Source organism: Streptomyces sp. 3330, assembly GCF_031456635.1.
GTDB lineage: Bacteria > Actinomycetota > Actinomycetes > Streptomycetales > Streptomycetaceae > Streptomyces.
The window spans coordinates 185,104-211,186 of the sequence record NZ_JAVDVA010000006.1 but is presented as its reverse complement, the minus strand read 5'-3'; the positions used below and the strand labels follow the sequence as shown (position 1 = coordinate 211,186).

The window sequence follows — 26,083 nt, the reverse complement described above, 5'->3', positions numbered from 1 at the left end:
CCGGAGGAGGCCTGACCGACCCGACCGACCGGGGACCGACCGGCCCTGAACCCGGTCAGCTCGGGGCACCCGGTCGGCTCGGTGGGCTCGGTCGGCTCGGCGGCGGCGTCCCGGCCCGAGCGGCCGGGCGCGGGTCCCGGCCCGGTGTGCGACGCGGGGTGGCAGGGCCTTCCGGGCCGTATCCGAGACGCATGAGCAGCTGCGGATGTGCGGTGCCCTCGGGCGGGCCGCCCAGCGCGTCACGCAGGTCGGCCCATTCGACGGCCTGATGCATCACCGACCCGCGCACGCCGTACACCGTCGCGACCAGCCACACCCGCTCCAGGGCCTGTCCCGTGCGCAGCCAGTCGACCCGCCGGTCGTGCTCGGTGGCCAGCAGGGCGAGGACCGGGGACGCCTCGAAAGGCCGGGCGACGAGCCGTTCGGGATGCCGTTGTGCGGTGAAGTCGCGCAGGGGAATCCTCTCCCTGGCGTCCTGCGGCCCCAGCGCCGTGCGCGGCAGACCGGTGCCGGGCGGCGGTTCGAGAACGCGGTGCACCCGGCGCCGGCTCTCGGCCGCCCGGTCCGCGTCGAGGCGGTTGCGGCGTTCGGCCTCGGCGGTCAGCCGCAGCACGCGGGTCGCCTCGGCGCCGTCGCAGAAACGCAGTGACGTGCCTTCCGCGCGGGCCACCGCGGCGAGTTCATCGCGCACGGCAGCCGGGAGCGACCGCCCGGCGAAGGGCAGGCGGCTGCTGTGCCTGCGCCAGACCGCCTCGTAGAGATCCACGCTCCCTTCCTCCCGCCGCCGGGCGGTGGGGTCGGCGGGCCGCACGGTGGCGAGCAGGCCGGGGTCGTCGGGGTCGGGCAGCAGGCGGGTGACCGGTGACCAGCCGAAGTGGGCGAGCGCGACCCGGAGGTTGAACACGCAGGCCCCGACGGAGAGAAGCAGGGCGCGGCCCGTGGGGTCGACGTGCGGCATGCTCCGTGCGGGATCGGCCCGCACCTCGAACGTCACGGTCGCGGGGTCCAGCCCGAAGCGCCACGGCTGGGTGTTGTGGATCGAGGGCGCGGCGACCGCGGCGGAGACACAGGTCTCCAGCAGCGCGGCGCCGAACGTGGTGCTCTCCATGGTGCCCTCCTCGCACGGGGACGTCGGACGGCTCGTTCCGTCCTCCGAGGATGAGCGCCGCGCCGCGCACCCCGGCAGGGGGCGAAAGCCCTGGGTGAGACTCCGGGCGGCCTCGGGCGCCCATGGGCTGAACGGCCCCTGCCGGCCCTGGAGTCGGTCCCGGGCGGCCCCGCGGCAGCGCCTGACCGGCCCATGCCGGGGCGCGGCCCCGGCTGTCACTGTCGGAAGTGTCACGACGACGAGGAGGAGGTGCGGACCGATGCCCAGCGGCACGTACGCGAAGAAGCGGTGGTGGCGGTGGCGGAGCAATCCGCTCCGGCGACGCGACGACGTCGTCGAGGCCTGGATCGTGCTGGCCGTGTGGATCGTCTTCGTCGTGGGCGGCGCCGTCGCCGGGCTGGTGACCGCGCATGCCGCGGACGAGGTGTTCGCCCGGCAGCGGGCCGAGCGGGAGTCGGTCCGCGCCGTGCTCCTCACCGACGTCCCGTCCGGCGCCCCCTCGATCGGTGGCACCTCCGACCGCCGGACGACGACCGTGCGCTGGACGGCGTCCGACGGCTCGACCCGCACCGGCCGGACCCTGGTGGACAGCGGCCTCGAGGCCGGATCCACGGTCACGGTCTGGCAGGACGGCCACGGCCGCCTCACCACCGCGCCGCCGAGCACCACGGAAGCGGCGATCGAGTCGGGCTTCCTGGGCGTCGCGGCCGCGGCCGGACTCGCCGGTCTGGTCTTCGGCGCCGGAGCGGTCGCCCGGTGGCGGCTCGACCGGCGCCGGGTGGACGAGTGGGGCAAGGAATGGGACCTGGTGGGTCCGCGGTGGGGCCACAAGACCGGCTGACCGACGTGAGCGGCCGCACGGCAGAAGCGGCCGCAGCGCCGTGAGCGACCGGGCGACCGCAACGCCGGCGGAACGCTCGACGAACCGGGACCGGGACCCGGCATCCGGGCTCGGGGCTCGGGGCCAGGGCTCCGGGATCAGGGCTCCGGGCTCCGGGCTCCGGGATCAGGGCTCCGGGAGGCAGGGATCAGGGATCAGGGATCCGGCCCCGGGGCTCCGGACCGCAGAACGGCCTGGAGCCCTCCCGCGTGTCCTGGGCGCGGTACGGCCGGAGGCGAGCTCTACGGGCCGATCGGCGGCCCCTGCCCCACGGCTGCGGCGCACACGCGGGGCATCTCGTCCCGCTGCACAACTGCCCTCCGGAAAGGCGGACTTCGATGCGCCAAGTGATCCTCACGTGGACCGATCCGTCGGCGCCGAGCCCTTCCGCGGTCGCCTGGGCCGAGCGGGAGGCACGGCTGCACGGTCTGCCCCTGCGGGTGGTCCAGGGCGCTCCCCCGGACCCGGGCGGGGCGAAGATGATCGTGTGCGGCGTCCCGCGCGCGGCTCGCGCCGCCGGCGCGGAGACCGGCCACCGGCTTCCCGGCGCCTTCCGCCGGGCCGACCGGCCGCTGGTCCTCGTCCCGGACGGCACCGCGCCCCCGCCGCCCTCCGGACGGGTCCTTCTCGGAACGGACGCCCGGCACCCGGCCGACGACGTGACCGGCTTCGCCTTCGACAGCGCCCGGCGACGGGACGCCCTGCTGCACGTCGTGCACACCTGGTCGCTTCCGTCCCGCGCCGCCGAGTGGCCGTTCGGCGTGCCGGAGCGTGAGCGTGCGGCCCGGGAGGACCACGAGGTCCAGCTCCTGGCCGACGTGCTGCGTCCGTGGCGCGAGCGGTATCCGCACGTCCCGGTGTACGAGGACGTCGTTCTCCTCACCCCGGCCCGGGCACTCACCCACCACGCGAGGAGCGCGTCCCTGGTCGTGGTGGGCACCGACCCCGGCACCGGGTGGGGCGAGCTCGTCCGCACCCTGCTGCGGGAGACCACCTGCCCCGTCGCCCTGGTCCCGACCCGGACGGCACCCTGAGGACGACGTCACGAGGACGACACCACGAGGACGGCCCCGCCGGCCGGTGCGTACCGGGCCTCGGGGCCGTCTCGGTATCGGTACGACGGTTGCGCTCCTCTCTCGGAAGTGTCTCCCGGGCATGTCGCCCGGGCGTGCCGTCTAGCCCTGCCTCACCCCGTCGGCGACGCTCTTCGCCCAGGCCTCGATCGCGGCGAAGTCGCGGAAGTCGCCGCCCTTGCCGGAGCGGAGGATCATCCCGGCCACGCGTCCCTTGGCGCCTTCGACCAGGCGTCCGCCGAACGTGACGTGGTCGCGGACGCCCAGTCGGTTCATGGCTCGCTGCACGCCCCGCACGGGCGGGATGTCCCGCTCGGAGGCCGAGGCGTCGAGCGGGCCGCTGCTGAAGAACCACACGGGGCGCTCCGCGAGGAGAACGCGGTTGCGGCGGACGAACCGCCGCGCGTCCTTGTGCCAGCGGCCCGCGTAGAGCCCGCCGCCGACCACGACGGCGTCGTAGCGCGCCGCGTTCGTGACCGAGCGGGCCGGGAGGGCCTCGACGGTCAGCCCGTCCTTGCGCAGGACGTCGGCGACGGCTTCGGCGATCTCCGCCGTGGATCCGTTCGTCGTTCCGTAGGTGACCAACACGGTGTCGGTCATGGTCGTCCGCCTCCTCTCACAGTCGGCGCAGCCAGTCGTCGGCCACGCCGTGCATGGCCCGGCTCACAGTCGGCGCAGCCAGTCGTCGGCCACGCCGTGCACGGCCCGGCCCTGTTCCTCGGTGCGCAGGCGTGCGTCGTCCAGCCGGTAGGTGAGCTTGCCGACCACGTCGACCACGCCGTCGATGCGGCGGGTCATGGCCACGGCGATCTCCGTCTCGCTCTTGCGTTCCATGTGTCCGGTGAGCGTCACCACGCCCTCCGCCACCGAGACCTCCACGCTGCGCGGCGGCAGCCACAGGGCGTGCACGAGGACTTCCCGGATCACCTCGTCGCGGATCTCCCGGTCGGGCCGCAGGAAGACCTGGAGGAGGTCGCGGCGGGTGACGATGCCGACGAGCCGGTCCTCCTCGTCGAGGACGGGGAGCCGCTCCACGTGCCGCTGGGCCATGGTGCGGGCCGCCCGGACGATGCTGTCGTCGGCGTGCACGGTGACCGGCGGAGCCGTCATCAGCTCACCCGCGGTGCGCGCCCTGCCCTTCGTGGCCCGGCGCCTGGCGCCCGGCGTCAGTCCGGTGAGCCGCACGCGGCGCCCGGTCCCGTACGGGTCGGGGGTGGTCGCCTGGTGCATCATCAGGTCCGTCCCGGACAGCACGCCGACGACCTTGTCGTCCTCGTCGACCACCGGCAGTCCGCTGATCCGGTGGGCCGCGAGGAGCCGGGCCACCTCCTTGAACGGGGTGCCGCGTCCGGCGCGGACGACCTCCGTGCTCATCACGGAGCCGACCTTGTCGTGCCTCATGGCCGTTTCCTCCTCGGCGTCAGCGCAGTCGGCGCAGGTAGGGGTCCTGGGGGTGGCGCGGCACCAGGCGGATCCGCGCGTCGAGCACGGTCGCGGCGTCCGGTGTCGCCAGCACGGGGTTGAAGTCGGCCTCGGCCAGTTGCGGCAGGTCGGCCGCCATCCGGGACAGCCGCAGCAGCAGCTGCTCCAGTTCCCCGAGGTCGACGGGGCTGCCGCTCTGCGCGCCCAGGAGCAGCGGGGCGCAGCGCGGCGAGACGATCAGCTCGTGCACGTCGCGGTCGGTGAGCGGGGCGAGCCGGGCCGCGTGATCCGCGAGCGCCTCCGTGGCCGTGCCGCCGAGCCCGAACAGGACCAGCGGGCCGAAGACCTCGTCCTGGACGACGCCGGCGAAGAGTTCGGTCCCGCGGGCGGCGAGGGGCTGCAGGACCACGCCGGTCATGAGCCCGGCGAAGCGCGTCTCCAGGTCGCGGTACGCGGCCCGCACCTGGGCGTCACCGCGCAGGTCCAGATGGATCGCCCGCTGCTGGGACTTGTGCAGCAGCCCGGGCCAGTGGGCCTTCATGACCACCCGGCCGTCGAAGCCGCGCAGCCGGTCGGCGGCGAGCACGGCCTCGTCCTCGCTCTCGGCCCAGGCCCACGGGATCTGCGGGACGCTGTAGCAGGCCAGCAGATCGGCGCAGGTGCGCGGGTCCAGCCAGCCGCCGTCGGGGTGCGCGGCCAGGTACTCCGCGACGAGGGTGCGGGCCCGCGCGGTCTCGACGTCGTCGAGGCCGGGGACGGCGCCTGCGGGCCGGGCGAGCCAGGCGGCGCGTTCGGCGGCGTGGGCCAGGGCGCGGGCCGCTGCCTGCGGTTCGCCGTACGAGGGGACCGTGCCGCCGTCGGCGGCGGGCAGCAGCCTGACGGCCCTGTCCTGCTCCAGGCGTACGGCGAGCACGGGCCGTGCCCGGCGGCCGGGGGCGGCGGTGACGGCCCGCACCAGGTCGTCGCCGGTGGCCGCGGCGACCGCGGTGGGGACGAGCGCCACGATGACGGCGTCGATGCCGACGCACCGGGTGAGACGGTCGACGCACTCGGTGAGCTGTTCCTCCGACACGGCCGCGGTGGCGTCGATCGGGTTGCCGACGGCGGCGCCGTCCGGCAGCACGGCGAGCAGGTCGTCGATCGTCGCCGGGGTGAACGGCGGCAGGGCCAGTCCCGCCTCCGCGCAGGCGTCGGCGACCAGCACCCCGGCGCCGCCGGCGTTGGTGACGATCCCGACGCGGCTGCCCTCGGGCAGCGGCTGGGAGTGGAACAGGGCCGCCGTCTCCAGGAGTTCGCCGACCGAGCGGGTCGCGGTGATGCCGGCCTGGGTGAACAGCGCGCCGCGGGTCATGGTGCGGGTGGCGGCGGCCGCGGTGTGCGAGGCTGCCGCCTTGCGCCCCGCCTCGGTGCGGCCCGCGTCGACGGTGAGCACGGGGATACGGCGCGTCACGCGCCGGGCGGTGCGGGAGAAGGCGCGCGGGTTGCCGAAGGACTCCAGGTGCAGCAGGGCCAGGTCGGTGCGGCCGTCGCTCTCCCACCACTGGAGCATGTCGTTGCCGCTGACGTCGAACTTGTCGCCGAGCGAGGCGAAGGACGAGACGCCGACGCCGAGCCGGGACAGCCCGTCGAGCACGGCGATGCCGACCCCGCCGGACTGCACCGCGACACCGGCGGTCCCCGGGCGGGGGTGCTCGGCGGCGAAGGTGGCGTCCAGGCTCAGCTCCGGATCCGTGTTGGCGACCCCGAGGCAGTTGGGGCCCACGAGCCGCATGCCGTAGCTGCGGCAGGCGTCCAGCAAGGACTGTGCCTGGGCGTGGTCGAGACCGGCGGTGACGACGACGAGCGCACGCACCCCGGCCCGGCCGCACTCGTCGGCGACGGCCGCGACGGCGGCGGCCGGGACGGCCACGATCACGAGGTCGGGGGTTCTGGGCAGGGCCGCGACGGACGGATGGGACGGCACGCCGAGCACCGACGTGACGCTGGGGTTCACCGCGAAGAGGCGCCGGGTGAAGCCGCCCGTACGCAGGTGGTGGACGATGGCGCGGCCGACCGATCCGGGGGTGCGTCCGGCGCCCACGACCGCGACGGCGTCCGGACGCAGGAGGGGGATCAGGCTGGCCACGTCGGCGGCGCGGCCGCGGGCCTCCACGGCGGACAGGTAGGCGTCGTCCTGGTCGAGGCGGATGGTGCAGCGCACCTCCGGCCCCTCGAAGCGGCGGGAGACACGCAGGCCGAGGTCGGCGAAGAGGCGGAGCATCTCGTGGTTCTCGCTCAGCGCGTCGGCCGTGAAGGTGGTGATGCCCTCCGCGCGCGCCGCCGAGACCAGGTGCTCGACGAGGAGGGTGCCCACGCCCCGGTGGTGCAGGCCGTCGGCGACGGCGATGGAGATCTCCGCCGCGCCCTTCTCCCCTTCGCCCTTCTCCCCGTCGCCCGGCTCACTGCCGGTGTCGTACTCGGCGAGGCCGATCACCCGGCCGTCCGTCTCGGCGACGAGGGAGCGGTAGCCGGGGCGGGCGGGGGCGCAGGCCCGGTCGGCGGCCATGGCGGCCGAGCGCCGGCTCGCCGCGAAGAAGCGCAGGCGGAGGTTCTCCGGCGACATCTCCTCGTAGAACCCCTGGAGCTGTTCGTGGTCGCCCGGAAGGGCCGGCCGGATGCGCACCGTGGTGCCGTCCGCGAGCAGGGCGTGGACGATGGGCCGGTCGAGCAGGTCGTCCGTCATCGCAGGTCTCCTCCGTGGCATTCGGTACCTCGATCGTCCGGCGGAGCGGGGGCGGCGGCCATGGGCTGTGCGGGCCGCCCGGGGGCCGGTCGGCCCTGCCCCGGTGGCCGACCGGCCCCGCCCGCGCCGGGCCGGCCGGCGGCCGGGCGTGTCAGTCGTCCGCCACGAGGGCCGTGAGGTCCAGGAGGCGGTTGGTGTAGCCCCACTCGTTGTCGTACCAGCCGAAGACCTTGGCCAGGGTTCCGTTGGCCTGGGTCAGCGCCGGGTCGAAGACGCAGGACGCGGGGTCGCCGATGACGTCCCGGGAGACGATCGGGGCCTTCGTGACGCGCAGGATCCCGTTGAGCGGACCGTCCGCCGCCGCCTCGAACGCGGCGTTGATCTCGTCCGCGCCCGCCTCCCGGGCGAGCACCACGGCGAGGTCGGTGAGCGAACCGTCCTCCACGGGGACCCGGACCGCGATCCCGTCCAGGGCGCCGGCCAGCTCCGGCACCACCAGACCCACGGCGCGGGCGGCGCCGGTGCTGGTGGGGATGATGCTCAGGGCCGCCGAGCGGGCCCGGCGCAGGTCCTTGTGCGGGCCGTCCAGCAGCGACTGGTCGTTGGTGTAGCCGTGGATGGTGGTCATCACCCCGCGTTCGACGCCGAAGGCGTCGTCGAGCACCTTCACCATCGGGGCGACGCAGTTGGTGGTGCAGGAGGCGGCGGAGACGATCCGGTCGCTGTTCCGGTCGTAGGCGCGGTCGTTGACGCCCATCACGATGGTGGCGTCCACGCCCTTGCCGGGGGCCGACAGCAGCACGGTGTGGGCTCCGCCCTTCAGGTGCAGGGCCGCGGAGTCCCGGTCGCGGAAGCGTCCGGTGGACTCGATCACGACGCCGGCGCCGTGGTCGGACCAGTGCAGGGCGGCCGGGTCGCGCTCGGCGGTGACGGCGATGCGGCGGCCGTCGACCGTGAGGGAACTGTCGTCGTGCTCGACCTGGCGTCCGATGTGCCCGAAGGTCGAGTCGTACTCCAGCAGGTGGGCCAGGGTGGCGGGCGGGGCGATGTCGTTGACGGCGACCACCTCGACGTCCTGGGTGCCGGCCTCGGCACGGTCGAGGGCGGCGCGCAGGTACGTGCGTCCGATGCGGCCGAAGCCGTTGATGCCGACGCGTACGGTCATGGCGGTGGATTCCTTCCGGGGGTGAGGGGCGGGTCAGCTGTTCCAGGTCCAGTCGGCGACCTCGGGAAGGTCGGTGCCGTGTTCGCGGATCCAGGCCTGGTGCCGGGTGCGCGCGTCGGCCATCTGCTGGCGTACGGCGGCGGCCCGCACGGCGAGGCCGGGGACGCGGTCGATGACGTCCATGACGAGCCGGAAGCGGTCGAGGTCGTTGCGGACGACCATGTCGAACGGCGTGGTCGTCGTACCGGACTCCTTGTAGCCGCGCACGTGCAGGTTCTTGTGGCCGGTGCGGCGGTAGGCGAGCCGGTGGATCAGCCACGGGTAGCCGTGGTAGGCGAAGATCACCGGCTTGTCGGCGGTGAACAGGCCGTCGTACTCGAAGTCGCTCATCCCGTGCGGGTGTTCCTCGCGCGGCAGGAGCCGGGTCATGTCGACGACGTTGACCACGCGGACGGCGAGGTCGGGCAGGTGCCGGCGGAGCAACTGGGCGGCGGCCAGCACCTCCTGGGTCGGCACGTCACCCGCGCAGGCGAGGACCACGTCGGGCTCTCCGCCGTTCTCCGTGCCGGCCCACTCCCAGACGCCGGCGCCGCGCGCGCAGTGGGCACGCGCCTCGTCCATGCCCAGCCAGTCGAAGCAGGGCTGCTTGCCCGCCACGACGACGTTGACGTAGTCGCGGCTGCGCAGCACGTGGTCCGCCACCGACAGCAGGGTGTTGGCGTCCGGCGGCAGATAGACCCGCACGACCTCCGGGCTCTTGTTGAGGACGTGGTCGACGAAGCCGGGGTCCTGGTGGGAGAAGCCGTTGTGGTCCTGGCGCCAGACATGCGAGGTGAGCAGGTAGTTGAGGGAGGCTATGGGCGCGCGCCAGGGCAACTCCCTCGATGTCTTCAGCCACTTGATGTGCTGGTTGACCATCGAGTCGACGATGTGCACGAAGGCCTCGTAGCAGGAGAACAGGCCGTGCCGTCCGGTCAGCAGATAGCCCTCCAGCCAGCCCTGGCAGGTGTGTTCGGAGAGGATCTCCATCACCCGGCCGTGGTGTTCGAGGTGCTCGTCGACCGGCAGGTGTTCGGCCTGCCACGCCTTTCCGCTGACGTCGAAGACGGCCTGGAGCCGGTTGGAGGCGGTCTCGTCGGGGCCGACGAGCCGGAAGTCCCGGCGTCCGCCGGTGTCCTTCATCACCCGGGCCAGGAGGTCGCCGAGGACGCGGGTCGGCTCGTGCAGGGTGGTGCCCGGCTTGTCGACGGGCACGGCGAAGTCGTCGAGCGGCGGGACGGGCAGGTCCCGGACGAGCAGGCCGCCGTTGGCGTGCGGGGTGGCGCCGAGCCGCCGGGCGCCGTCGGGGACGCAGGCGAGGACGTCGGCGACGGGCCGCCCGTCGGCGCCGAAGAGCTCCTTGGGCTTGTACGAGCGCAGCCAGGCCTCCAGTTGACGGAGGTGCTCGGGGTTCTCCCGGACGCCGGCCAGCGGCACCTGGTGGGCGCGCCAGGTGCCCTCGACGGGTTCGCCGTCCACTTCCGCGGGGCCGGTCCAGCCCTTCGGCGTGCGCAGCACGATCATGGGCCAGTGCACGCGCTCGGTGACGCCGTCCTCGCGGGCGGTCTGCTGCATCACGGCGATACGGTCCAGGGCGTCGTCCATCGCCGCCGCCATGGCCCGGTGCACCTGGGCCGGGTCGTCACCGCTCACGTGGATCGGGTCGTGGCCGTAGCCGCGCAGCAGCTCGTCGAGTTCGGCCTCCGGGATGCGAGAGAGCACCGTCGGGTTGGCGATCTTGTAGCCGTTGAGGTGCAGGACCGGCAGGACCGCGCCGTCGTGCACGGGGTCGAGGAACTTGTTGGAGTGCCAGGAGGCGGCCAGCGGACCCGTCTCCGCCTCCCCGTCGCCGATCACGCAGGCGACCAGCAGATCGGGGTTGTCGAAGGCGGCGCCGTAGGCGTGGGACAGCGCGTAGCCGAGCTCACCGCCCTCGTGGATCGAGCCGGGCGTCTCCGGGGCGACATGGCTGGGCACCCCGCCCGGGAAGGAGAACTGCCGGAAGAGCCGCTCCATGCCCGCCGCGTCCCTCGGCACGTCCGGGTAGGTCTCGCTGTAGCTGCCCTCCAGCCAGGAGTTGGCCAGGATCGACGGTCCCCCGTGACCGGGACCCCACACGCACAGGGCGTCGATCCCGCGGGCCTTGATCACCCGGTTGAGGTGGGTGTACACGAGGTTGAGGCCGGGCGAGGTGCCCCAGTGGCCGAGCAGCCGGGGCTTGATGTGCTCGGGTCGCAGGGGCTCCGTCAGCAGCGGGTTGGCCATCAGGTAGATCTGTCCGGCGGCCAGGTAATTGGCGGCCCGCCAGTGCGCGTCCAGGGTGCGCAGCTCGTCGTCGGAAAGTACGGTGGCGTCCTGGTGTTCGACCTTGGGCATGAGGGACTCCGGAAGTCATCGGGTGGTGGAGGCGGCATGGCCGACAAGAAGGCGGCGGGGCTGCCGCGCAAGACCTACGAGAAGGAACTGCTGCGCCAGCAGACCGAGTTGGTGAAGCTGCAGGAGTGGGTGCGGGCGTCCGGCACCCGGCTGGTGGTGGTCTTCGAGGGACGGGACGCGGCGGGCAAGGGCGGGACGATCAAGCGGGTCGCCGAACACCTCAACCCGCGCGTGGCCCGGATCGCGGCGCTCCCGAAGCCGACCGAGCGCGAGCGCACCCAGTGGTACTTCCAGCGGTACGTGGAGCATCTGCCGGCGGCCGGGGAGATCGTGCTGTTCGACCGGTCCTGGTACAACCGGGCCGGGGTCGAGCACGTGATGGGTTTCTGCACGAAGGAGGAGCACCAGCTGTTCCTCCGCCAGTGCCCGATCTTCGAGCGCATGCTGGTCGAGGCCGGCGTCCTGCTGCGCAAGTACTGGTTCTCGGTGAGCGACACCGAGCAGCAGGAGCGCTTCCGGCGGCGGCTGGAGGATCCGCTGCGGCGCTGGAAGCTCTCGCCGATGGACCTGGAGTCGATCACCCACTGGGAGGCCTACTCCCGCGCCAAGGACGAGATGCTGGTGCACACCGACATCTCCGAGGCGCCCTGGTACGTCGTCGAGAGCGACGACAAGCGCCGGGCGCGGCTGAACATGATCGCCCACCTGCTCTCGTCCGTGCCGTACCGCGAGGTGCCGCCGCCGGTGCTGGAGCTCCCGGAGCGGCCGCCGTCGACCGGCTACCAGCGCCCGCCGCGGGATCTGCAGACCTACGTGCCCGACCACGCGGCGAGCCTCTGAGCGGCCGGCCACCGCCTTCACGCCCGCTCGGGCACGACCGCGACGGCGCAGGCCGCGTGGTGCAGCACCCCATGGGCGACGCGCCCGAGCTGGAGCCCCAGATGTCCCGGGTTGCGCCGGGCCCCGACCACCAGCAGGTCCGCCTCGTGCGAGGCGGCCGACAGGACCTGCCGGGCGGGGCCCTCGACCGTCCGACGGCGCAGGTCCACCTCCGCGGGCACGTCCTTCAGCGCCCCGTCGAGGGCCTCGACGGCGTGCTGTTCGTGCAGGCGAGCGGGTTCTCCGGCGAGCAGGGGGTGGTCGGTGCTCTCGTGCGCGGGGCACCGCCAGGCCCGTACGGCGTCCAGGGCCGCGTGGCGCAGCCGCGCCTCCTGGACGGCGAAGCGCACGGCGGCGGAGTCCGCCCCCTTCTCGCCGATCCCCACGACGATCCGGCCGGGCGTCGCGGCGCTCACCCGGTTGTCGTGGCTGCCGCGCAGCACGATCACCGGGCAGTCCGCGTGGGCGGCGACGGTCAGGCTGACCGACCCGAGCAGCATCTCGACGAGGCCGCTGCGCCCCCGGGTGCCGACCACCAGGGCGGCGGCGTCGCGTCCCTCGCGGACCAGGGCGTACTCGGGCTCCTCGGGCACCACGTCGGTGGACACCTCGACCTCCGGGCGGCGTGCGCGGGCCCGCCGCGCGGCGGTCCGCACGATGTGCTCGGCCGTCACCTGCTCGGACGGCTTGCCGACGTCCGCGGCCAGGGACTCGCCCTCGTACCGCTCCCAGAGGGAGGCGTACACCAGCCGCAGCGGCGCCCCGCGCAGGGCGCACTCGTCGGCCGCCCAGTCGACGGCCCGCAGGCTCGGCTCCGAGCCGTCCACACCGACCACGAGCGGAAGGTTCATCGTGCTCACCGTCCCGCACCGAGGTCGAACACGATCCGGGCCTTGACCTCGCCGCGCAGCACCTCGTCGATGGAGTCGTTGACGGAGGCCAGGGGACGGGCCTCGTAGACGACCTCGGTGCGGCCGGCCGCGTGCAGCCGGAAGACCTCGGCGAGGTCCTGGCGGGTGCCGACGATCGAGCCGATCACCGAGGTGCCGTTCAGGACGGTGTCGAAGACGGGCACGCGGACCGTGCCGTGCGCCGGCAGCGCCACCATGACCAGCTTGCCGCCGCGCCGCAGCCCGGCGTTGACGGCCTCGAAGGCCGCGTCGTCCACCGCGAGCGCGAGGGCCGCGTGGGCGCCACCGTGTCGCTTGAGCACCTCGCCGACGTTCTCCTTGCGGGCGTCGACGACGATGTCCGCGCCGAGTTCGGCGGCCAGCCGGAGCTTCTCGTCGGTGACGTCGATCGCGGCCACGGTGGCGCCGGCGATCTTCGCGTACTGCACGGCGAGATGACCGAGTCCGCCGATCCCGGAGATCGCGACGAGCTGGGCGGGCCGGACCCCGGCGACCTTGAGCGCCTTGTACGTGGTGACGCCCGCGCAGGTCAGCGGGGCGGCCTCCAGGGCGCTGATGCCGTCGGGCACGGGCTGGGCGAAGTCGGCCCAGGCGAGCATCTTCTCGGCGTACCCGCCGTCGCAGCCGTAGCCGGTGTTGATCTGCTGCTCGCAGAGCGTCTCCCAGCCGGACAGGCAGTGCTCGCACCGGCCGCACGCCCTGCCCAGCCAGGGCACGGCGACCCGCTGTCCGAGGGCGAGGTGGGTGACGCCCTCGCCGAGCGCCTCCACCAGGCCGACGCCCTCGTGCCCGGGAACGAACGGCGGGTTCGGCTTCACCGGCCAGTCGCCGTGGGCCGCGTGGATGTCGGTGTGGCACAGTCCGGACGCCTCCACCCGGACGCGGACCTGGCCGGGACCGGGCTCCGGGTCGGGGCGCTCCTCGATGACCAGGGGCTCACCGAACGCTCGTACGACCGCTGCCTTCATGGTTCTCTTCTCCTCGCGGGTGATCGGGGGGATCGGGCGTGATCGGGGGATCGGGGTGGGTCAGTCGTGGGGGACGACGGTGACCGGGGCGGTGGAGTGGTGCAGGACGGCGTGCGTGACGTGCCCGATGTGGGCGCCGAACGGGCTGCGGCGGATGCGCCGGCCCACGACGACGAGGGAAGCCCGGCGGGCGGCCTCCACGACGTGGACGGCCGCGCTGCCGTAGCGGGACTCCTCGACGACCCGCACCTCCGGGAACCGCTTCCGCCAGGGCCGCAGCACCTCGGCCAGCGCCTCCGCGTCACCGAGGGCCAGCGCCTCGTGCAGCGCGGGGTTCGCTGGCGTGCCGTAGGCGTAGTACGGCGGCGGGTTCCAGCCGTGGACGACCCGCAGTGAGGTCGCGCGCCGCTCGGCGGCGTCGAAGGCGAACTCGATCAGCGTGTCGTCCGGGTGGTCGACGTCGAGTCCGAGGACCACCGGCAGGAAGGGCGTCGCGGCGGAGGGGACCCCCTCCGGGTCCGGCTCGTGCTCGTCGGAGGCCGCTTCCAGCGCCCGCACCATCACGACGGGGCGGTCGGCGTGCGCGAGGACGGAGAGGCCGACCGAGCCGACCATGAAGCCGCCGATCCCGCCGAGGCCGCGCGAGCCCAGGACGAGCAGTTCGGCGCTCTTCGCCGCCTCGGCCAGCGCGTTGCCCGGGTAGCCGGAGACCTGCTCGGTGCTCACCTCGACGCCCGGGTGGCGCAGCCGGACCCCCTCCGCGGCTTCCCGCGGGATCCGCTCGGTCCAGTGCTGATGGGTCTCGGCGCCGAGCAGCGGCGCCTGCGCCATGGGCTCGGGCACCGGCTCCCAGACATGGACGATCTTCAGCGGCAGGCCGCGCAGCTTCGCTTCGCGAGCCGCCCATTCCGCGGCGGCCCGGCTCTCCTGGGAGCCGTCGAGGCCTACGGCGATGGTGCGGAGCATGATCTCCACCTCCTGGGGCGAGAAATCCGATTCCAGAGTCGTCTTCGGGCGGTTCCCCGTGCAGGGGCCACTGGTCCCGGATCGGGGCCGACCGACCCCCCGCACGGCTCGGCGCGGTGGGCCGGGTGCCGGGCCCACCGCGCGGTCGGTGTTCAGCGCAGCCAGCTGTGGTCGCGGACGAACGGCAGCCTGGCCCAGAGCCGGCCCGCGCCGAGGGTGTCGCCCGCGGCGGCGGCGGCCAGCACGATCAGGGCCACGGCGTAGATCAGGTGGTAGTCGACGAAGGGGTTCGGCGACATGCTCGGCGAGCCGTCCGAGAGGTGCTTGGCCGGCGGCCACTCGGCGATCCACATCAGCGCCATCATCACGGTCCCGGCGACGGCGGCGAACCGCAGCGCGACCCCCGCGACCAGGGCGAGGCCGATCCCCAGCAGACCGAGCATGAACAGCCAGTCCGCCCACGGGTCGCCGGCCCAGGAGTGGAAGGTGGACTCCATCGGTCCGACGGCGACGGAGCCGAGGAATCCCTTCGTCGGCGATCCGCCGTCGAGCCAGCCCTTGCCGGACGGGGTGGCGTAGCCGAAGCCGAAGGTCTTGTCGAGGAACGCCCACAGGAAGACGAACCCCGTGAGCAGGCGCAGGGAGGCGAAGGCGTAGGCCCGCGCGGTGTGCGTGCCGGTGTCCGCCGACACGGCCGACTCGGATGCGGAGGCGGTCCGGTTCCTGCGCAGCGACGGCAGGTGGAAGCCGGAGCTCCGGTGCGGGTGCTCGTGCACGGCCATGGTCGTGGTTCCCTTCGGGGGTGATCGGGTCGGTGCCTGACACCCCTTACTCTGGCCGCGGGCGACGCTCGGCGACGGATGCCGAAGGTCCGCGTCCCCAGGGCCGAACGGCCCCGTTCCGCAAGGCCGTTGGGACGGGCGTGGCACGCCGGGCACGCGCGCTCCGGCCGTGGCTCGCGCGGCCGGTGGATCATGAGGGCAGACGACGGAAGGCGGCACATGTCCAAGGCCTCGGGCAGACGGGTCCCGCGGTGGCGCCGGCTGGTGCCCGGTCTCGTCGCCCTCCTGGACTACCGGCGCGCGTGGCTCACCGGTGACCTGCTCGCCGGGGTGACCGTGGCCGCCTACCTGGTGCCGCAGGTCATGGCCTACGCGGGCGTGGCCGGGCTGCCGCCGGTCACCGGGCTGTGGGCGATCCTCCCGGCCCTCGGGCTGTACGCGGTCTTCGGTTCCTCACGGCTGCTGTCGGTCGGCCCCGAGTCCACGACCGCCCTCATGACGGCCGCCGTGGTCGCGCCGCTGGCGGCCGGGGACGCCGGGCGCTACGCGTCGCTGGCGGCGGCTCTCGCCGTGACGGTCGGGCTGCTCTGCCTGGTCGCCCGGGCGGTGCGGCTGGGCTTCCTCGCGGATCTGCTGTCCCGTCCCGTCCTGATCGGCTATCTCGCGGGCGTGGCGCTCATCATGATGGTGGATCAGCTGCCCAAGCTCACCGGGGTGCCGACGACGGGCGCGGAGTTCTTCCCCCAGGTGTGGTCCTTCCTCGTCCACCTGCCCGAGGCGGACCCGACGACCGTCGTCTTCTCCGTCTCCGTCCTCGTGTTCCTCTTCGTGACGGCCCGTCACGCCCCGGCCGTGCCCGGTCCGCTGGTCGCGTTCGTCCTCGGCACCGCCGCGGTGGTGGTGTTCGACCTCGACGGCGCACACGGCCTCCGGGTGATCGGCGAGGTTCCGGCCGGTCTGCCGAGTCCGTCCGTCCCGGATCCGGGCGAGCTGCCGCACCTCGTGCTCCCCGCGCTGGGCGTCCTGCTGGTCGGCTACACCGACTTCATCCTGACCGCGCGGGCGTTCGCCGCCCACGAGGACGAGGGCCCCCGGCTCGACGCCGACCAGGAGTTCCTGGCCCTGGGCGCGGCCAACCTCGGCGCCGGGGCGCTGGCCGGGTTCCCGGTGAGCAGCAGTGCCAGCCGTACCGCCCTCGCCTCCTCGGCCGGCGCCCGCAGTCAGGCGTACTCGCTGGTGGCCGGGGCGGTGGTGCTCGCCGTGCTGCTCTTCCTCAGTCCGCTGCTGGCCCGGACGCCGTCCGTGGTGCTCGGCGCGCTCGTCGTCCACGCGGCGGTCCGCATGATCGACCTCGCCGGTTTCCGGCGGCTCGCCTCCTTCCGCCGCAGGGAACTGCTCCTCGCGCTCGGCTGTCTCGCCGGTGTGCTCGCCCTCGACATCCTGTACGGGGTGATCGTGGCCGTCGGCCTGTCGGTGGCCGAGCTGCTGACCCGGGTGGCGCGGCCGCACGACGCCGTGGAGGGCCTGGTCCCCGGCGTGGCCGGCATGCACGACATCGACGACTACCCGCAGGCCCGGACGATCCCGGGGCTCCTGGTCTACCGCTACGACTCGCCCCTGTTCTTCGCCAACGCGGAGGACTTCCGGCGCCGCGCCCTGACCGCCGTCGACGAACAGACCGGACCCGTCCGCTGGTTCGTCCTCAACGCCGAGGCCAATGTCGAGGTCGACATCACCGCCCTCGACGCGGTCGACGAGCTGCGCCGTGAACTGACCGGCCGCGGCATCGTGTTCTGCCTCGCGCGGGTGAAGCAGGACCTGATGGACGACCTGGTGGCGTACGGCCTCGCGGACACGGTCGGCGGGGAGCGGATCTTCCCCACGCTGCCCACCGCCGTGGCCGCCTACCGCGCGTGGCTCGACCGTCAGTAGGCACGTCCGTCGCCGCGTCAGTAGGCGGGCACCCCCCGCTCCCTGAAGCGCTCGCGCACGCTCCGGGTCAGGGCCGGGTCGGGCACCGGGGTGTCGCGCAGCGGGAAGGGGATGCCGAGGGCCTCGTACTTCGGGGCCCCGAGCTTGTGGAAGGGCAGCACGTCGACGCGCTCGACCGTGCCCAGCCCCGCGACGAAGTCGGCCAGGCCGTCCACGGCCCCCGGATCGTCGGTCCAGCCGGGCACCAGCACGTAGCGGATCCACATCGGGACGCCGAGGCGGTCGAGGCGGGTCGCGAAGCCGAGGGTGGGGGCGAGACGGCCGCCGGTCAGTCTCCGGTAGGCGCCGATGTCGAAGGCCTTGATGTCCAGCAGGACCAGGTCGGTGTCGGCGAGCAGCTCGTCGGAGGCACGCGCGCCGAGGAAGCCGGAGGTGTCCAGGGCGGTGTGCAGGCCGGCTTCCCGGCACCGGCGCAGCACCTCGCCGGTGAAGGCCGGCTGGAGCAGCGGCTCGCCCCCGGTGATCGTCACCCCGCCGCCGGCGGTGGTGACGAAGGCCCGGTACTTCTCGATCTCCGCCATCACCTCGTCCACCGTCGTCTCCCGGCCGTCGCGCATGTGCCAGGTGTCGGGGTTGGCGCAGTACAGGCAGCGCAGGGGGCAGCCGCTGACGAACAGGACGAACCGGGTCCCGGGGCCGTCCACTCCGGTGGACAGGTCCCAGGAGTGGATCCGCCCGGTCGTCGGTCCCGTCATGGCTCTCACAGCGTTCCGTGGAAGGTGCGGCTGATCACGTCGAGCTGCTGCTCGCGGGTCAGGCGGACGAAGTTGACCGCGTATCCGGAGACCCGGATGGTCAGCTCCGGGTACTTCTCGGGGTGCTCCATCGCGTCCTCCAGCACCTCCCGGTCCAGCACGTTGACGTTCATGTGGAAACCGCCGGACGTCATGTAGGCGTCGAGGATGCCCACCAGGTTCCCGGCCCGCTCCGCCGGGGCGTGGCCCAGCCCCTCGGGAGTGATGGTGGTGGTCAGCGAGATGCCGTCGCGGGCCTGCTCGTAGGGCAGCTTGGCGACCGAGAGGGCGGAGGCGGCCACGCCGTGCCGGTCCCGTCCGTTCATCGGGTTGGCGCCCGGCGCGAAGGGCTGCCCGGCCCGGCGCCCGTCGGGGGTGTTGCCGGTGTGCTTGCCGTAGACGACGTTCGAGGTGATGGTCAGCACCGACTGGGTGTGCTCGGCGTCCCGGTACGTGGGGTGCCTGCGGACCTTCGCCATGAAGGACTCCACCAGGCCGACGGCGAGGGAGTCGGCGCGGTCGTCGTTGTTGCCGTACGCCGGGAACTCGCCCTCGGTCAGGAAGTCGACGGCCAGCCCGGTGGCGTCCCGGACGACCTTCACGCGGGCGTACCTGACGGCGGACAGGCTGTCGGCGGCGACGGAGAGCCCCGCGACGCCGCAGGCCATGAACCGGTGCACGGGGTGGTCGTGCAGCGCCATCTCCAGGCGCTCGTAGGCGTACTTGTCGTGCATGTAGTGGATGACGTTGAGGGTGTCGACGTAGGTCTGCGCCAGCCAGTCCAGGACCCGGTCGTAGGCCGCCGACAGCTCGTCGAAGTCCAGGTACTCCCCCGTCAGCGCGGGCGTCGCGGGGGTGACCTGGTCGCCCGTCATCTCGTCCCGGCCGCCGTTGACCGCGTAGAGCAGCGCCTTGGCCAGGTTGACGCGCGCGCCGAAGAACTGCATCTCCTTGCCCACCGCCATGGCGGACACGCAGCAGGCGATCGCGGTGTCGTCGCCGTTGCGGGGGCGGATCAGTTCGTCGGACTCGTACTGGACGGCGCTGGTGTCGATGGAGACCTGGGCGCAGAACGTCTTGAAGCCGGCGGGCAGCCGCGGGGACCACAGCACGGTGAGGTTGGGTTCGGGGGCGGGGCCGAGGTTGTAGAGGGTCTGCAGGAAGCGGAAGGAGGTGCGGGTGACCAGTGTGCGGCCGTCGGCGCCGACGCCCCCGATGGACTCGGTCACCCAGGTCGGGTCGCCGGAGAACAGCGCGTCGTACTCGGGGGTGCGCAGGAAGCGGACGATCCGCAGCTTGATCACGAAGTCGTCGATCAGTTCCTGGGCGCGTGACTCGTCGAGGGTCCCCGCGTCGAGATCCCGCTGGAGGTAGACGTCGAGGAAGGTCGACGTGCGGCCCAGCGACATGGCGGCGCCGTTCTGTTCCTTCACGGCGGCGAGGTAGCCGAGGTAGAGCCACTGCACGGCCTCGTGCGCGGTGCCCGCGGGCCGGGAGACGTCGCAGCCGTAGGTCGCCGCCATCCGGGTCAGCTCGCCCAGCGCCTTTATCTGCTCGGCGAGTTCCTCCCGGTCGCGGATCACGTGCTCGCTCGACGGCCGGCCGTCCAGCAGGGCCTTCTCCGCCCGCTTGGCCTCGATCAGCCGGTCGGTGCCGTAGAGGGCGACGCGCCGGTAGTCGCCGATGATCCGGCCGCGGCCGTAGGCGTCGGGCAGTCCGGTGATGATGCCGACCTTGCGCGCGGTGCGCATCGCGGGCGTGTAGCCGTCGAAGACACCGTCGTTGTGGGTCTTGCGGTAGGTCCCGAAGACCTTCGTCACGAACGGGTCGGCCTCGTAGCCGTACGCCTTGAGCCCGCTCTGCACCATACGTAGACCGCCGTTGGGCATGATCGCGCGCTTGAGCGGGGCGTCCGTCTGGAGGCCGACGATCAGTTCGCGGTCCCGGTCGATCCAGCCGGGGGCGTGCGAGGTGATCGTCGACGGCGTCGCGGGGTCCACGTCGAGGATGCCGCGCGCACGCTCCTCGGGGAACAGCGAGCCGACCTTCTCCCAGACGGCCCGGGTGCGGTCCGTGGGGCCGGTCAGGAAGGACGCGTCGCCCTCGTACGGGGTGTAGTTGGCCTGGATGAAGTCGCGCACGTCGATCAGCTCGCGCCAGCGGGTCCCGGCGAAGCCTCGCCAGGCCACGGTGGCCCGGTCGCCGGCCGTCACGGTTGCGGTCATCGCCGTTCCTCTCCTCGGTTCGTGTCGGTGCACTTCGATGCTCGTCGTCCGTGATCGTCACGGGGAGTGCCGGACAGCGCCCACGGGCGGGCCGTCCGGCCCCGGGCGCGGGGCCGGACGGCCCGGCGGCTCCCCGCGCCCTCCCCCGCCTTCCTGGCGGCCCGTCAGCCGGCGGCGAGCTCCGGGCGGACCAGTGTGCCGGACCGGCCGTGCACGATCTCGTTCGCCGCGTCCAGCGCCCCGATGGCCGCGAGCCCTCCGGTCCGTTCGACGAACCGCGCGGCGGCCTCCGCCTTGGGCCCCATGGAGCCTTCGGGGAAGCCCTTGCGGCGCAGCTCGGCCGGGGTGGCGTCGAGGACGGGCCGCTGGAGGGGGGTGCCGAAGTCCTCGTACACGCACGGGACGTCGGTGAGGACGAGCAGGAAGTCGGCCTTCAGGTCCTCGGCGAGCAGGGCGGCGGTGAGGTCCTTGTCGACGACGGCCTCCACGCCGGTCAGCGCGCCGGTGTCGGCGTCCGCGGTGACGGGAACGCCTCCGCCGCCCGCGCAGATCACCAGGGCGCCGCCGCTGAGCAGGTCGTGGACGGTGTCGGTCTCCAGGATCCGTTCCGGCGCCGGGGAGGGGACGACGCGGCGCCAGCCGGTGGTGTCGCGCGCGACGTGCCAGCCGCGCTCGCGGGCGAGGGTGCGGGCGAGGTCCCGGGAGCAGACCTGGCCGACGAACTTGGTGGGCCGGGCGAACGCCGGGTCGTCGGCCCGTACGAGGGTGTGGGTCACGAGCGTGGCGATGCGCCGGCCGGGCAGCGCGTCGTGCAGGGTGCAGGCCAGCAACGAGCCGATCATGCCCTGCGTCTGGGCGCCGAGCAGATGGAGCGGGTAGGGGGCGGTGAGGGCGGGGTCGCTGGCGCTCTCCACGGCGAGCAGGCCGATCTGGGGGCCGTTGCCGTGGGTGAGGACGATCTCGTGCTCGTGGGCCAGGGCTGCGAGGGCGGTGCCGACCCGGTCGATGTTGGCCTGCTGGACCGCGGCGTCGGGACGTTCACCCCGGTGCAGCAGGGCGTTGCCGCCGAGGGCGACGACGATACGCATGGCTTCAGTCCTCCAGGGTGGCGACGAGTACGGCCTTGATGGTGTGCAGCCGGTTCTCGGCCTGGTCGAAGACGATCGACGCGGGTGAGGAGAAGACGTCGTCGGTGACTTCGAGTCCGTCCAGGCCGTAGCGGTCGAAGAGGTCCCGGCCGAGGCGGGTGCGGCGGTCGTGCAGGGCGGGCAGGCAGTGCATGAACTTCACGTCCGGGTTGCCGGCGGCGGCCAGGGTCTTGGCGTCGACCTGGTACGGCAGCAGCGCCTCGATCCGCTCCCGCCAGGTGTCGGCGGGCTCGCCCATGGAGACCCAGACGTCGGTGTGCAGGAAGTCGGCTCCGCGCACGGCGGTCTCGACGTCCTCGGTGAGGGTGATCCGGGCGCCGCTGCGCCCCGCCCGTTCCCGGCAGGCGGCGACCAGCGCGGGGTCGGGCCACAGCGCGGCGGGGGCGGCGACGCGCACGTCCATGCCGAGCAGGGCGCCCATGGACAGCAGGGAGTTGCCCATGTTGTTGCGCGCGTCGCCGAGGTAGCAGTAGGCGATGTCGGACAGCGGCTTGCGGCTGTGTTCGCGCATGGTCAGGACGTCGCACAGGCTCTGCGTGGGGTGCGCGGTGTCGGTGAGGCCGTTGTAGACGGGCACCCCGGAGTGGGCGGCGAGCGCGGTCACGAGGGACTGGGCGGAGCCGCGGTACTCGATGGCGTCGAACATCCGGCCCAGGACCCGGGCGGTGTCGGCGATGGACTCCTTGACGCCGATGTGGGTGTCGCCGGGACCGAGGTAGGTGGTGGCGGCGCCCTGGTCGGCGGCGGCGACCTCGAAGGCACAGCGGGTGCGGGTGGAGGTCTTCTCGAAGATCAGCGCGAGGTTCCGGCCGGTCAGCCGGGGTCGCTCGGCACCGGCGCGCTTGGCCGCCTTGAGGGCGGCCGCCCGGTCGAGGAGATGGTGGATCTCGGCGGCGGTGAAGTCGAGTTCGCTCAGGTAGGAACGGCCTCGCAGGTCGACGGTCATGATGGTTCCCCCCTGGGGTTCAGGCGGCCGGGTCGCGCTCGATCGGGCAGCTCATGCAGCGCGGTCCGCCGCGTCCGCGGCCGAGTTCGGCGCCGGCGACGGTGACGATCTCGATGCCCTGCTTGCGCAGGTAGGTGTTGGTGGTGACGTTGCGCTCGTAGCCGACGATCACGCCCGGAGCGAGGGCGAGGAAGTTGCTGCCGTCGTCCCACTGCTCGCGTTCGGCGTTGCGGATGTCCTGCGGGGCGGACAGCATGCGGACCTTGTCGAGGTCGAGCGCCTCGGCGAGGGCGGTGGCCAGGTCGGAGTTCGGGACGACGTCGAAGCCGCACTCGCGGGAGCCGCTGGGCGTGAGCGTCCAGGAACGCAGGGTGTCGGCCAGGCCCGGGTAGATGACGAACGTGTCGCGGTCGAGCATCGTCAGCACGGTGTCGAGGTGCATGTACGCCCGGGCCGAGGGGAGTTGGACGGCGACGAGGCGCCGCGCCGTTCCGTCGGCGAACAGCCGCGCGGCCAGGTTCTCCACCGCCTGGGCGGTGGTGCGCTCCCCCACGCCGACCAGGACGGCGCCGTTGCCGAGGACATGGACGTCCCCGCCTTCGAGGGTGCCCACCGAGCCGTCGAGGATCGGCGCCGGGGCGACGCCGGCGAACATCGGGTGGAAGCGGTAGACGGCCTCGGCGTGCAGGCTCTCGCGCCGCCGGGCCGTCCTGGCCATCGGGTTGACCGACAACCGGTCGTACACCCAGCAGGAGTTGTCCCGCGGGAAGAGGTGGTTGGGCAGCGGGGCGAGGGCGAAGTCCTCGGCGTCGAGCGCGTTCCAGACGAGGCTGTGCGGGGTGGCGAGCGGCAGGTCGGTCTTGAGGAGGCCGCCGACGAGGTGCCCGGCGAGGGTCTCCCCGTCCAGTTGCGCGCAGAGTTCGCGCACCGGGTCCATCAGGGCCGGTCCGACGGTGGCCGGGGTGATCACCCGGTCGAGCAGCCAGTCCCGGGCCTCGTCGCCGTCGAGGGTCCGGGCGAGCAGGTCGGCGAAATAGTGCACGCGGGTCCCATGGTCGCGCAGCACCTGGGCGAAGGCGTCGTGCTCCTCGCGGGCGCGCTTGGCCCACAGGACGTCGTCGAAGAGGAGGGCGTCGACGTTGCGCGGGGTGAGGCGGGAGAGCTCGATGCCGGGGCGGTGCAGGATCACCTGGCGCAGCCGGCCGGTCTCGGAGTCGACGTGGAACGTGTTCATGGCGTGATGTCTTCCTCTGTCGTGAGGGCGAGCGGGCGTGAACGCGTGCGGGGGACGGTCAGTCCTCGTGGGGGTGGGGGTGGGCGGTGCGCCTGCGCGGGTCGCCGACGCGGTGGGTGCCCAGGGCCCGGGAGAGCCGCGGGGGCGGAGCCGGTGTCTCCGGGGCCCGCTCCGCGCGCGGGGCACGGGCGGCGGGGACCGCCACGACCGGGTCGTCGCCGTACCGTCCTTGGCCCCGCTTCAGCCAGACGTAGACCGGCACGCCGAGCAGCAGCACGAACAGGCCGTAGTAGACGGTCTGGTAGCCGCTGCCCTGGATCGACCAGTACGAGAAGGCCAGCGCCAGCGCGGCGACGGTCACGTCACGGGCCAGCCGCCGCGGGCTCAGGGTCTCCCGGCCGTGCACGAGCAGCCAGTACAGCTGGGCGGCGGCGGAGAACAGGTAGGGGACCACGGCCGTGAGCACGCTCAGCAGCACGATCTTCGTGAAGACGTCCTCGAAGCGGGTGTAGCTGAACACGGTGATCAGCGAGGCCAGAAGGGCGGAGGCGACGATGCCGAAGGCCGGGACGCCGCTCGGTCCGCGCAGCTTCGCGAAGGCGTCGGGGAAGAGCCCGTCGCGGGCGGCGGCGTAGGGCATCTCCGCGCACAGCATGGTCCAGCCGTTGAGGGCGCCGATGCCCGAGACGATCGCGGCGACGGCCACGGCGTCTCCCGCCCACGTGCCGCCGACGATGTTGTTCGCGGCGTCGGTGAACGGAGCGACGGTGCCGGTCAGCGACCCGTGCGAAACGGTGCCGAACACCGCGAGCGTGCCCAGGATGTAGATGACGGCGCACAGGAGGGTGCCGTAGACGGTGGCGCGCGGCACATTGCGCTCCGGGTCGCGCACCCTTCCGGCGACCACCGAGGCGGCTTCCAGCCCGAGGTAGCTGAACAGGGCGATGGCGGCCGCGGCGGAGATCGCGCCGGGCACCGACCCGCCGCCGGCGTTGAAGGCGCCGAAGTTGTCCGGGTCGACGAAGAAGAGTCCGACGGTCGCCATGAAGACGAGCGGCACGAACTTCAGCACGGTGGTGACGACCTGGAAGGCGCCGGTGTTGCGGACCCCGGTGAGGTTGATCGCGGCCGCCGCCCAGAGCCCGGCGAGGGCGATGCCCATCGAGATCCAGGTCTTGTGACCCGTGTTGACGAACACCTCGACGTAGCCGACCCACGCCACCGCGATGGCCGCGTTGCCGGCCCATGCGGTGATCCAGTACGACCAGGCGTTCAGGAATCCGGCGAACTCGCCGAAGGCCTCCCGGGCGTAGACGTACGGGCCGCCACTCGCCGGAACCCGCCTCGACAGCGCGCCGAAGGTCAGCGCGAGCGCCAGCGCGCCCAGCGTCACGACGACGAAGGCGACCAGCGCGACCGGGCCGTACGGGGCGAGCGCGGACGGCAGAGCGAAGATCCCGGTGCCGATGACGGTCCCGATCACGAGCGCGGACGCGGCCGGGAGACCCAGCGCCGCCCTGGGCCCGGGCGCCGCTCGGTCACCGGTCGCTGAAGTCCTGGGCATGGCTGTGCTCCTTGTGCGAGTGGCTGCGGAAGAGTCGGTCCGAGGACGATGCTTCTGCGCCACGCCGGGTCGGGGCAGCGGCCACTCGGGCCCGCGGGGGTGCCGAAGGTCCCGACGCGAGAGATCCGGTGGGGCCCGGCCCGTGCCGGGCGCGAGCGGAACGGCCTGCGACCGGGCTTCCGTCGGCATCCGGGCCTCGGACGGACGGACGGCCCGGCGACCAGGAGAGGCGACGATCACACGTCGTCCGTGCCACCGTGCCGGCGGCGACCTCGCGCGTCCCGCACGGCACCGCCCGGGTGCCCGCCCCTGCCGCGCGGGACGGCTCTCACCGCAGGAGCCGAACAACCCTCCCGGTGCCGTACGGCGCGCGCGAAGGACCAGGTGGCCCATGGTCCGCCCCGGGGGGGCACGACCCACGCTGGCCTTGGAAGCCCCTACTCCCCGCAGCGGAGGCACACCATGAACGCTCCCCTCACGCCCGGCCCCAGCATGCTGCGCGCCCTGTCCGCCGAACACCGCCGGAGGCTCATGGGCATCGCCCGGGAGGTGTCCGTGCCGCAGGGCACGCGCCTGTTCGAGGAAGGCGGGCGGGCCGACCGCTTCTGGATCATCCGCACCGGCAGCATCGAGCTCGACATGCACGTGCCGGGCCGCCGGGCGGTGGTCATCGAGAGCCTCGGCCACAACCAACTGGTCGGCTGGTCCTGGCTCTTCACCCCTCACGTCTGGCATCTGGGCGCCGAGGCGAGCACGCCGGTGCGGGCCTACGAGTTCGACGCCACGGCCGTCCGGTCCATGTGCGAGGACGACCCGGCACTGGGCAACGACGTCGCCCTCTGGGTCGGCGAGGTCCTCGCCCACCGTCTGCACGCGGCCAGGACCCGGCTCCTGGACCTGTACGCCCCGTACGGCGCCGGCAGCACCGTCTGACCCGAGCGCCCCGGTA

The 26,083-nt window shown here is 73.4% G+C and carries 21 protein-coding genes; 5 read left to right on the top strand and 16 right to left on the bottom strand.

What is annotated here, in order from left to right:
* Positions 1-55: 55 nt before the first annotated feature.
* Complete coding sequence (locus J2X68_RS12975; protein WP_310432645.1) at positions 56-1,108, bottom strand: Acg family FMN-binding oxidoreductase; 1,053 nt, start codon at positions 1,106-1,108, stop codon at positions 56-58.
* 259 nt (positions 1,109-1,367) lie between these two features.
* Here J2X68_RS12975 and J2X68_RS12970 point away from each other — a divergent pair, with 259 nt between their 5' ends.
* Both J2X68_RS12970 and J2X68_RS12965 read left to right on the top strand, forming a co-directional pair.
* Complete coding sequence (locus J2X68_RS12970; RefSeq protein WP_310432644.1) at positions 1,368-1,949, top strand: hypothetical protein; 582 nt, start codon at positions 1,368-1,370, stop codon at positions 1,947-1,949.
* Between the two features lie 377 nt (positions 1,950-2,326).
* Complete coding sequence (locus tag J2X68_RS12965; RefSeq protein WP_310432643.1) at positions 2,327-3,022, top strand: universal stress protein; 696 nt, start codon at positions 2,327-2,329, stop codon at positions 3,020-3,022.
* Positions 3,023-3,163: 141 nt separating this feature from the next.
* Here J2X68_RS12965 and J2X68_RS12960 read toward each other — a convergent pair whose 3' ends face one another.
* The 5 genes from J2X68_RS12960 to J2X68_RS12940 all read right to left on the bottom strand — a co-directional run bounded on the left by J2X68_RS12960 (position 3,164) and on the right by J2X68_RS12940 (position 10,785).
* On the bottom strand, positions 3,164-3,661 hold the full coding sequence (locus J2X68_RS12960; protein ID WP_310432642.1) for a flavodoxin domain-containing protein: 498 nt from the start codon (positions 3,659-3,661) through the stop codon (positions 3,164-3,166).
* A 63-nt stretch (positions 3,662-3,724) separates the two neighbouring features.
* Positions 3,725-4,462, bottom strand: coding sequence for a CBS domain-containing protein (locus J2X68_RS12955; protein ID WP_310432641.1), 738 nt, complete (start codon positions 4,460-4,462; stop codon positions 3,725-3,727).
* A 19-nt stretch (positions 4,463-4,481) separates the two neighbouring features.
* Positions 4,482-7,205: a GNAT family N-acetyltransferase gene (locus tag J2X68_RS12950; RefSeq protein WP_310432640.1), complete on the bottom strand. Its 2,724-nt coding sequence runs from the start codon at positions 7,203-7,205 to the stop codon at positions 4,482-4,484.
* 151 nt (positions 7,206-7,356) lie between these two features.
* Positions 7,357-8,370: a type I glyceraldehyde-3-phosphate dehydrogenase gene (gap, locus tag J2X68_RS12945; RefSeq protein ID WP_310432639.1), complete on the bottom strand. Its 1,014-nt coding sequence runs from the start codon at positions 8,368-8,370 to the stop codon at positions 7,357-7,359.
* Positions 8,371-8,403: 33 nt separating this feature from the next.
* Complete coding sequence (locus J2X68_RS12940) at positions 8,404-10,785, bottom strand: phosphoketolase family protein (RefSeq protein WP_310432638.1); 2,382 nt, start codon at positions 10,783-10,785, stop codon at positions 8,404-8,406.
* A gap of 36 nt (positions 10,786-10,821) precedes the next feature.
* Here J2X68_RS12940 and ppk2 point away from each other — a divergent pair, with 36 nt between their 5' ends.
* Positions 10,822-11,625, top strand: a complete 804-nt coding sequence (ppk2, locus tag J2X68_RS12935; RefSeq protein ID WP_310432637.1) for a polyphosphate kinase 2 — start codon at positions 10,822-10,824, stop codon at positions 11,623-11,625.
* 17 nt (positions 11,626-11,642) lie between these two features.
* Here ppk2 and J2X68_RS12930 read toward each other — a convergent pair whose 3' ends face one another.
* The 4 genes from J2X68_RS12930 to J2X68_RS12915 all read right to left on the bottom strand — a co-directional run bounded on the left by J2X68_RS12930 (position 11,643) and on the right by J2X68_RS12915 (position 15,291).
* On the bottom strand, positions 11,643-12,515 hold the full coding sequence (locus J2X68_RS12930; RefSeq protein ID WP_310432636.1) for a universal stress protein: 873 nt from the start codon (positions 12,513-12,515) through the stop codon (positions 11,643-11,645).
* Between the two features lie 5 nt (positions 12,516-12,520).
* The gene (locus tag J2X68_RS12925; RefSeq protein ID WP_310432635.1) at positions 12,521-13,543 is read right to left on the bottom strand and encodes a zinc-dependent alcohol dehydrogenase; all 1,023 of its coding nucleotides are present in this window, start codon (positions 13,541-13,543) and stop codon (positions 12,521-12,523) included.
* Between the two features lie 60 nt (positions 13,544-13,603).
* The gene (locus J2X68_RS12920) at positions 13,604-14,509 is read right to left on the bottom strand and encodes a universal stress protein (RefSeq protein ID WP_310432634.1); all 906 of its coding nucleotides are present in this window, start codon (positions 14,507-14,509) and stop codon (positions 13,604-13,606) included.
* A gap of 152 nt (positions 14,510-14,661) precedes the next feature.
* The gene (locus J2X68_RS12915; RefSeq protein WP_310432633.1) at positions 14,662-15,291 is read right to left on the bottom strand and encodes a DoxX family membrane protein; all 630 of its coding nucleotides are present in this window, start codon (positions 15,289-15,291) and stop codon (positions 14,662-14,664) included.
* A gap of 219 nt (positions 15,292-15,510) precedes the next feature.
* Between J2X68_RS12915 and J2X68_RS12910 the strand changes: the two genes are divergently transcribed.
* The gene (locus tag J2X68_RS12910; RefSeq protein WP_310432632.1) at positions 15,511-17,223 is read left to right on the top strand and encodes a sulfate permease; all 1,713 of its coding nucleotides are present in this window, start codon (positions 15,511-15,513) and stop codon (positions 17,221-17,223) included.
* A gap of 17 nt (positions 17,224-17,240) precedes the next feature.
* Here J2X68_RS12910 and pflA read toward each other — a convergent pair whose 3' ends face one another.
* From pflA to J2X68_RS12880, 6 genes are all read right to left on the bottom strand, one after another.
* Positions 17,241-17,978, bottom strand: coding sequence for a pyruvate formate-lyase-activating protein (pflA, locus tag J2X68_RS12905; RefSeq protein WP_310432631.1), 738 nt, complete (start codon positions 17,976-17,978; stop codon positions 17,241-17,243).
* 5 nt (positions 17,979-17,983) lie between these two features.
* Positions 17,984-20,242 (bottom strand): formate C-acetyltransferase, encoded by a 2,259-nt coding sequence (pflB, locus tag J2X68_RS12900; RefSeq protein WP_310432630.1) that lies wholly within the window; start codon positions 20,240-20,242, stop codon positions 17,984-17,986.
* A gap of 164 nt (positions 20,243-20,406) precedes the next feature.
* Positions 20,407-21,330: a carbamate kinase gene (locus J2X68_RS12895; protein ID WP_310432629.1), complete on the bottom strand. Its 924-nt coding sequence runs from the start codon at positions 21,328-21,330 to the stop codon at positions 20,407-20,409.
* A 4-nt stretch (positions 21,331-21,334) separates the two neighbouring features.
* The gene (gene argF / locus J2X68_RS12890; protein ID WP_310432628.1) at positions 21,335-22,336 is read right to left on the bottom strand and encodes an ornithine carbamoyltransferase; all 1,002 of its coding nucleotides are present in this window, start codon (positions 22,334-22,336) and stop codon (positions 21,335-21,337) included.
* A 19-nt stretch (positions 22,337-22,355) separates the two neighbouring features.
* Positions 22,356-23,570 (bottom strand): arginine deiminase, encoded by a 1,215-nt coding sequence (locus tag J2X68_RS12885; protein WP_310432627.1) that lies wholly within the window; start codon positions 23,568-23,570, stop codon positions 22,356-22,358.
* 58 nt (positions 23,571-23,628) lie between these two features.
* Complete coding sequence (locus J2X68_RS12880) at positions 23,629-25,134, bottom strand: amino acid permease (protein ID WP_310432626.1); 1,506 nt, start codon at positions 25,132-25,134, stop codon at positions 23,629-23,631.
* 462 nt (positions 25,135-25,596) lie between these two features.
* Here J2X68_RS12880 and J2X68_RS12875 point away from each other — a divergent pair, with 462 nt between their 5' ends.
* Entirely contained in the window at positions 25,597-26,067 is a 471-nt protein-coding gene (locus J2X68_RS12875; protein ID WP_310432625.1) for a cyclic nucleotide-binding domain-containing protein, read from the top strand.
* Positions 26,068-26,083: the final 16 nt, after the last annotated feature.

Bases quoted from the DNA above. Each gene is read 5' to 3' on its own strand.
- J2X68_RS12975 (WP_310432645.1), bottom strand. From the start codon at position 1,108: ATGGAGAGCACCACGTTCGGCGCCGCGCTGCTGGAGACCTGTGTCTCC.
- J2X68_RS12970 (WP_310432644.1), top strand. From the start codon at position 1,368: ATGCCCAGCGGCACGTACGCGAAGAAGCGGTGGTGGCGGTGGCGGAGC.
- J2X68_RS12965 (WP_310432643.1), top strand. From the start codon at position 2,327: ATGCGCCAAGTGATCCTCACGTGGACCGATCCGTCGGCGCCGAGCCCT.
- J2X68_RS12960 (WP_310432642.1), bottom strand. From the start codon at position 3,661: ATGACCGACACCGTGTTGGTCACCTACGGAACGACGAACGGATCCACG.
- J2X68_RS12955 (WP_310432641.1), bottom strand. From the start codon at position 4,462: ATGAGGCACGACAAGGTCGGCTCCGTGATGAGCACGGAGGTCGTCCGC.
- J2X68_RS12950 (WP_310432640.1), bottom strand. From the start codon at position 7,205: ATGACGGACGACCTGCTCGACCGGCCCATCGTCCACGCCCTGCTCGCG.
- gap (WP_310432639.1), bottom strand. From the start codon at position 8,370: ATGACCGTACGCGTCGGCATCAACGGCTTCGGCCGCATCGGACGCACG.
- J2X68_RS12940 (WP_310432638.1), bottom strand. From the start codon at position 10,785: ATGCCCAAGGTCGAACACCAGGACGCCACCGTACTTTCCGACGACGAG.
- ppk2 (WP_310432637.1), top strand. From the start codon at position 10,822: ATGGCCGACAAGAAGGCGGCGGGGCTGCCGCGCAAGACCTACGAGAAG.
- J2X68_RS12930 (WP_310432636.1), bottom strand. From the start codon at position 12,515: ATGAACCTTCCGCTCGTGGTCGGTGTGGACGGCTCGGAGCCGAGCCTG.
- J2X68_RS12925 (WP_310432635.1), bottom strand. From the start codon at position 13,543: ATGAAGGCAGCGGTCGTACGAGCGTTCGGTGAGCCCCTGGTCATCGAG.
- J2X68_RS12920 (WP_310432634.1), bottom strand. From the start codon at position 14,509: ATGCTCCGCACCATCGCCGTAGGCCTCGACGGCTCCCAGGAGAGCCGG.
- J2X68_RS12915 (WP_310432633.1), bottom strand. From the start codon at position 15,291: ATGGCCGTGCACGAGCACCCGCACCGGAGCTCCGGCTTCCACCTGCCG.
- J2X68_RS12910 (WP_310432632.1), top strand. From the start codon at position 15,511: ATGTCCAAGGCCTCGGGCAGACGGGTCCCGCGGTGGCGCCGGCTGGTG.
- pflA (WP_310432631.1), bottom strand. From the start codon at position 17,978: ATGACGGGACCGACGACCGGGCGGATCCACTCCTGGGACCTGTCCACC.
- pflB (WP_310432630.1), bottom strand. From the start codon at position 20,242: ATGACCGCAACCGTGACGGCCGGCGACCGGGCCACCGTGGCCTGGCGA.
- J2X68_RS12895 (WP_310432629.1), bottom strand. From the start codon at position 21,330: ATGCGTATCGTCGTCGCCCTCGGCGGCAACGCCCTGCTGCACCGGGGT.
- argF (WP_310432628.1), bottom strand. From the start codon at position 22,336: ATGACCGTCGACCTGCGAGGCCGTTCCTACCTGAGCGAACTCGACTTC.
- J2X68_RS12885 (WP_310432627.1), bottom strand. From the start codon at position 23,570: ATGAACACGTTCCACGTCGACTCCGAGACCGGCCGGCTGCGCCAGGTG.
- J2X68_RS12880 (WP_310432626.1), bottom strand. From the start codon at position 25,134: ATGCCCAGGACTTCAGCGACCGGTGACCGAGCGGCGCCCGGGCCCAGG.
- J2X68_RS12875 (WP_310432625.1), top strand. From the start codon at position 25,597: ATGAACGCTCCCCTCACGCCCGGCCCCAGCATGCTGCGCGCCCTGTCC.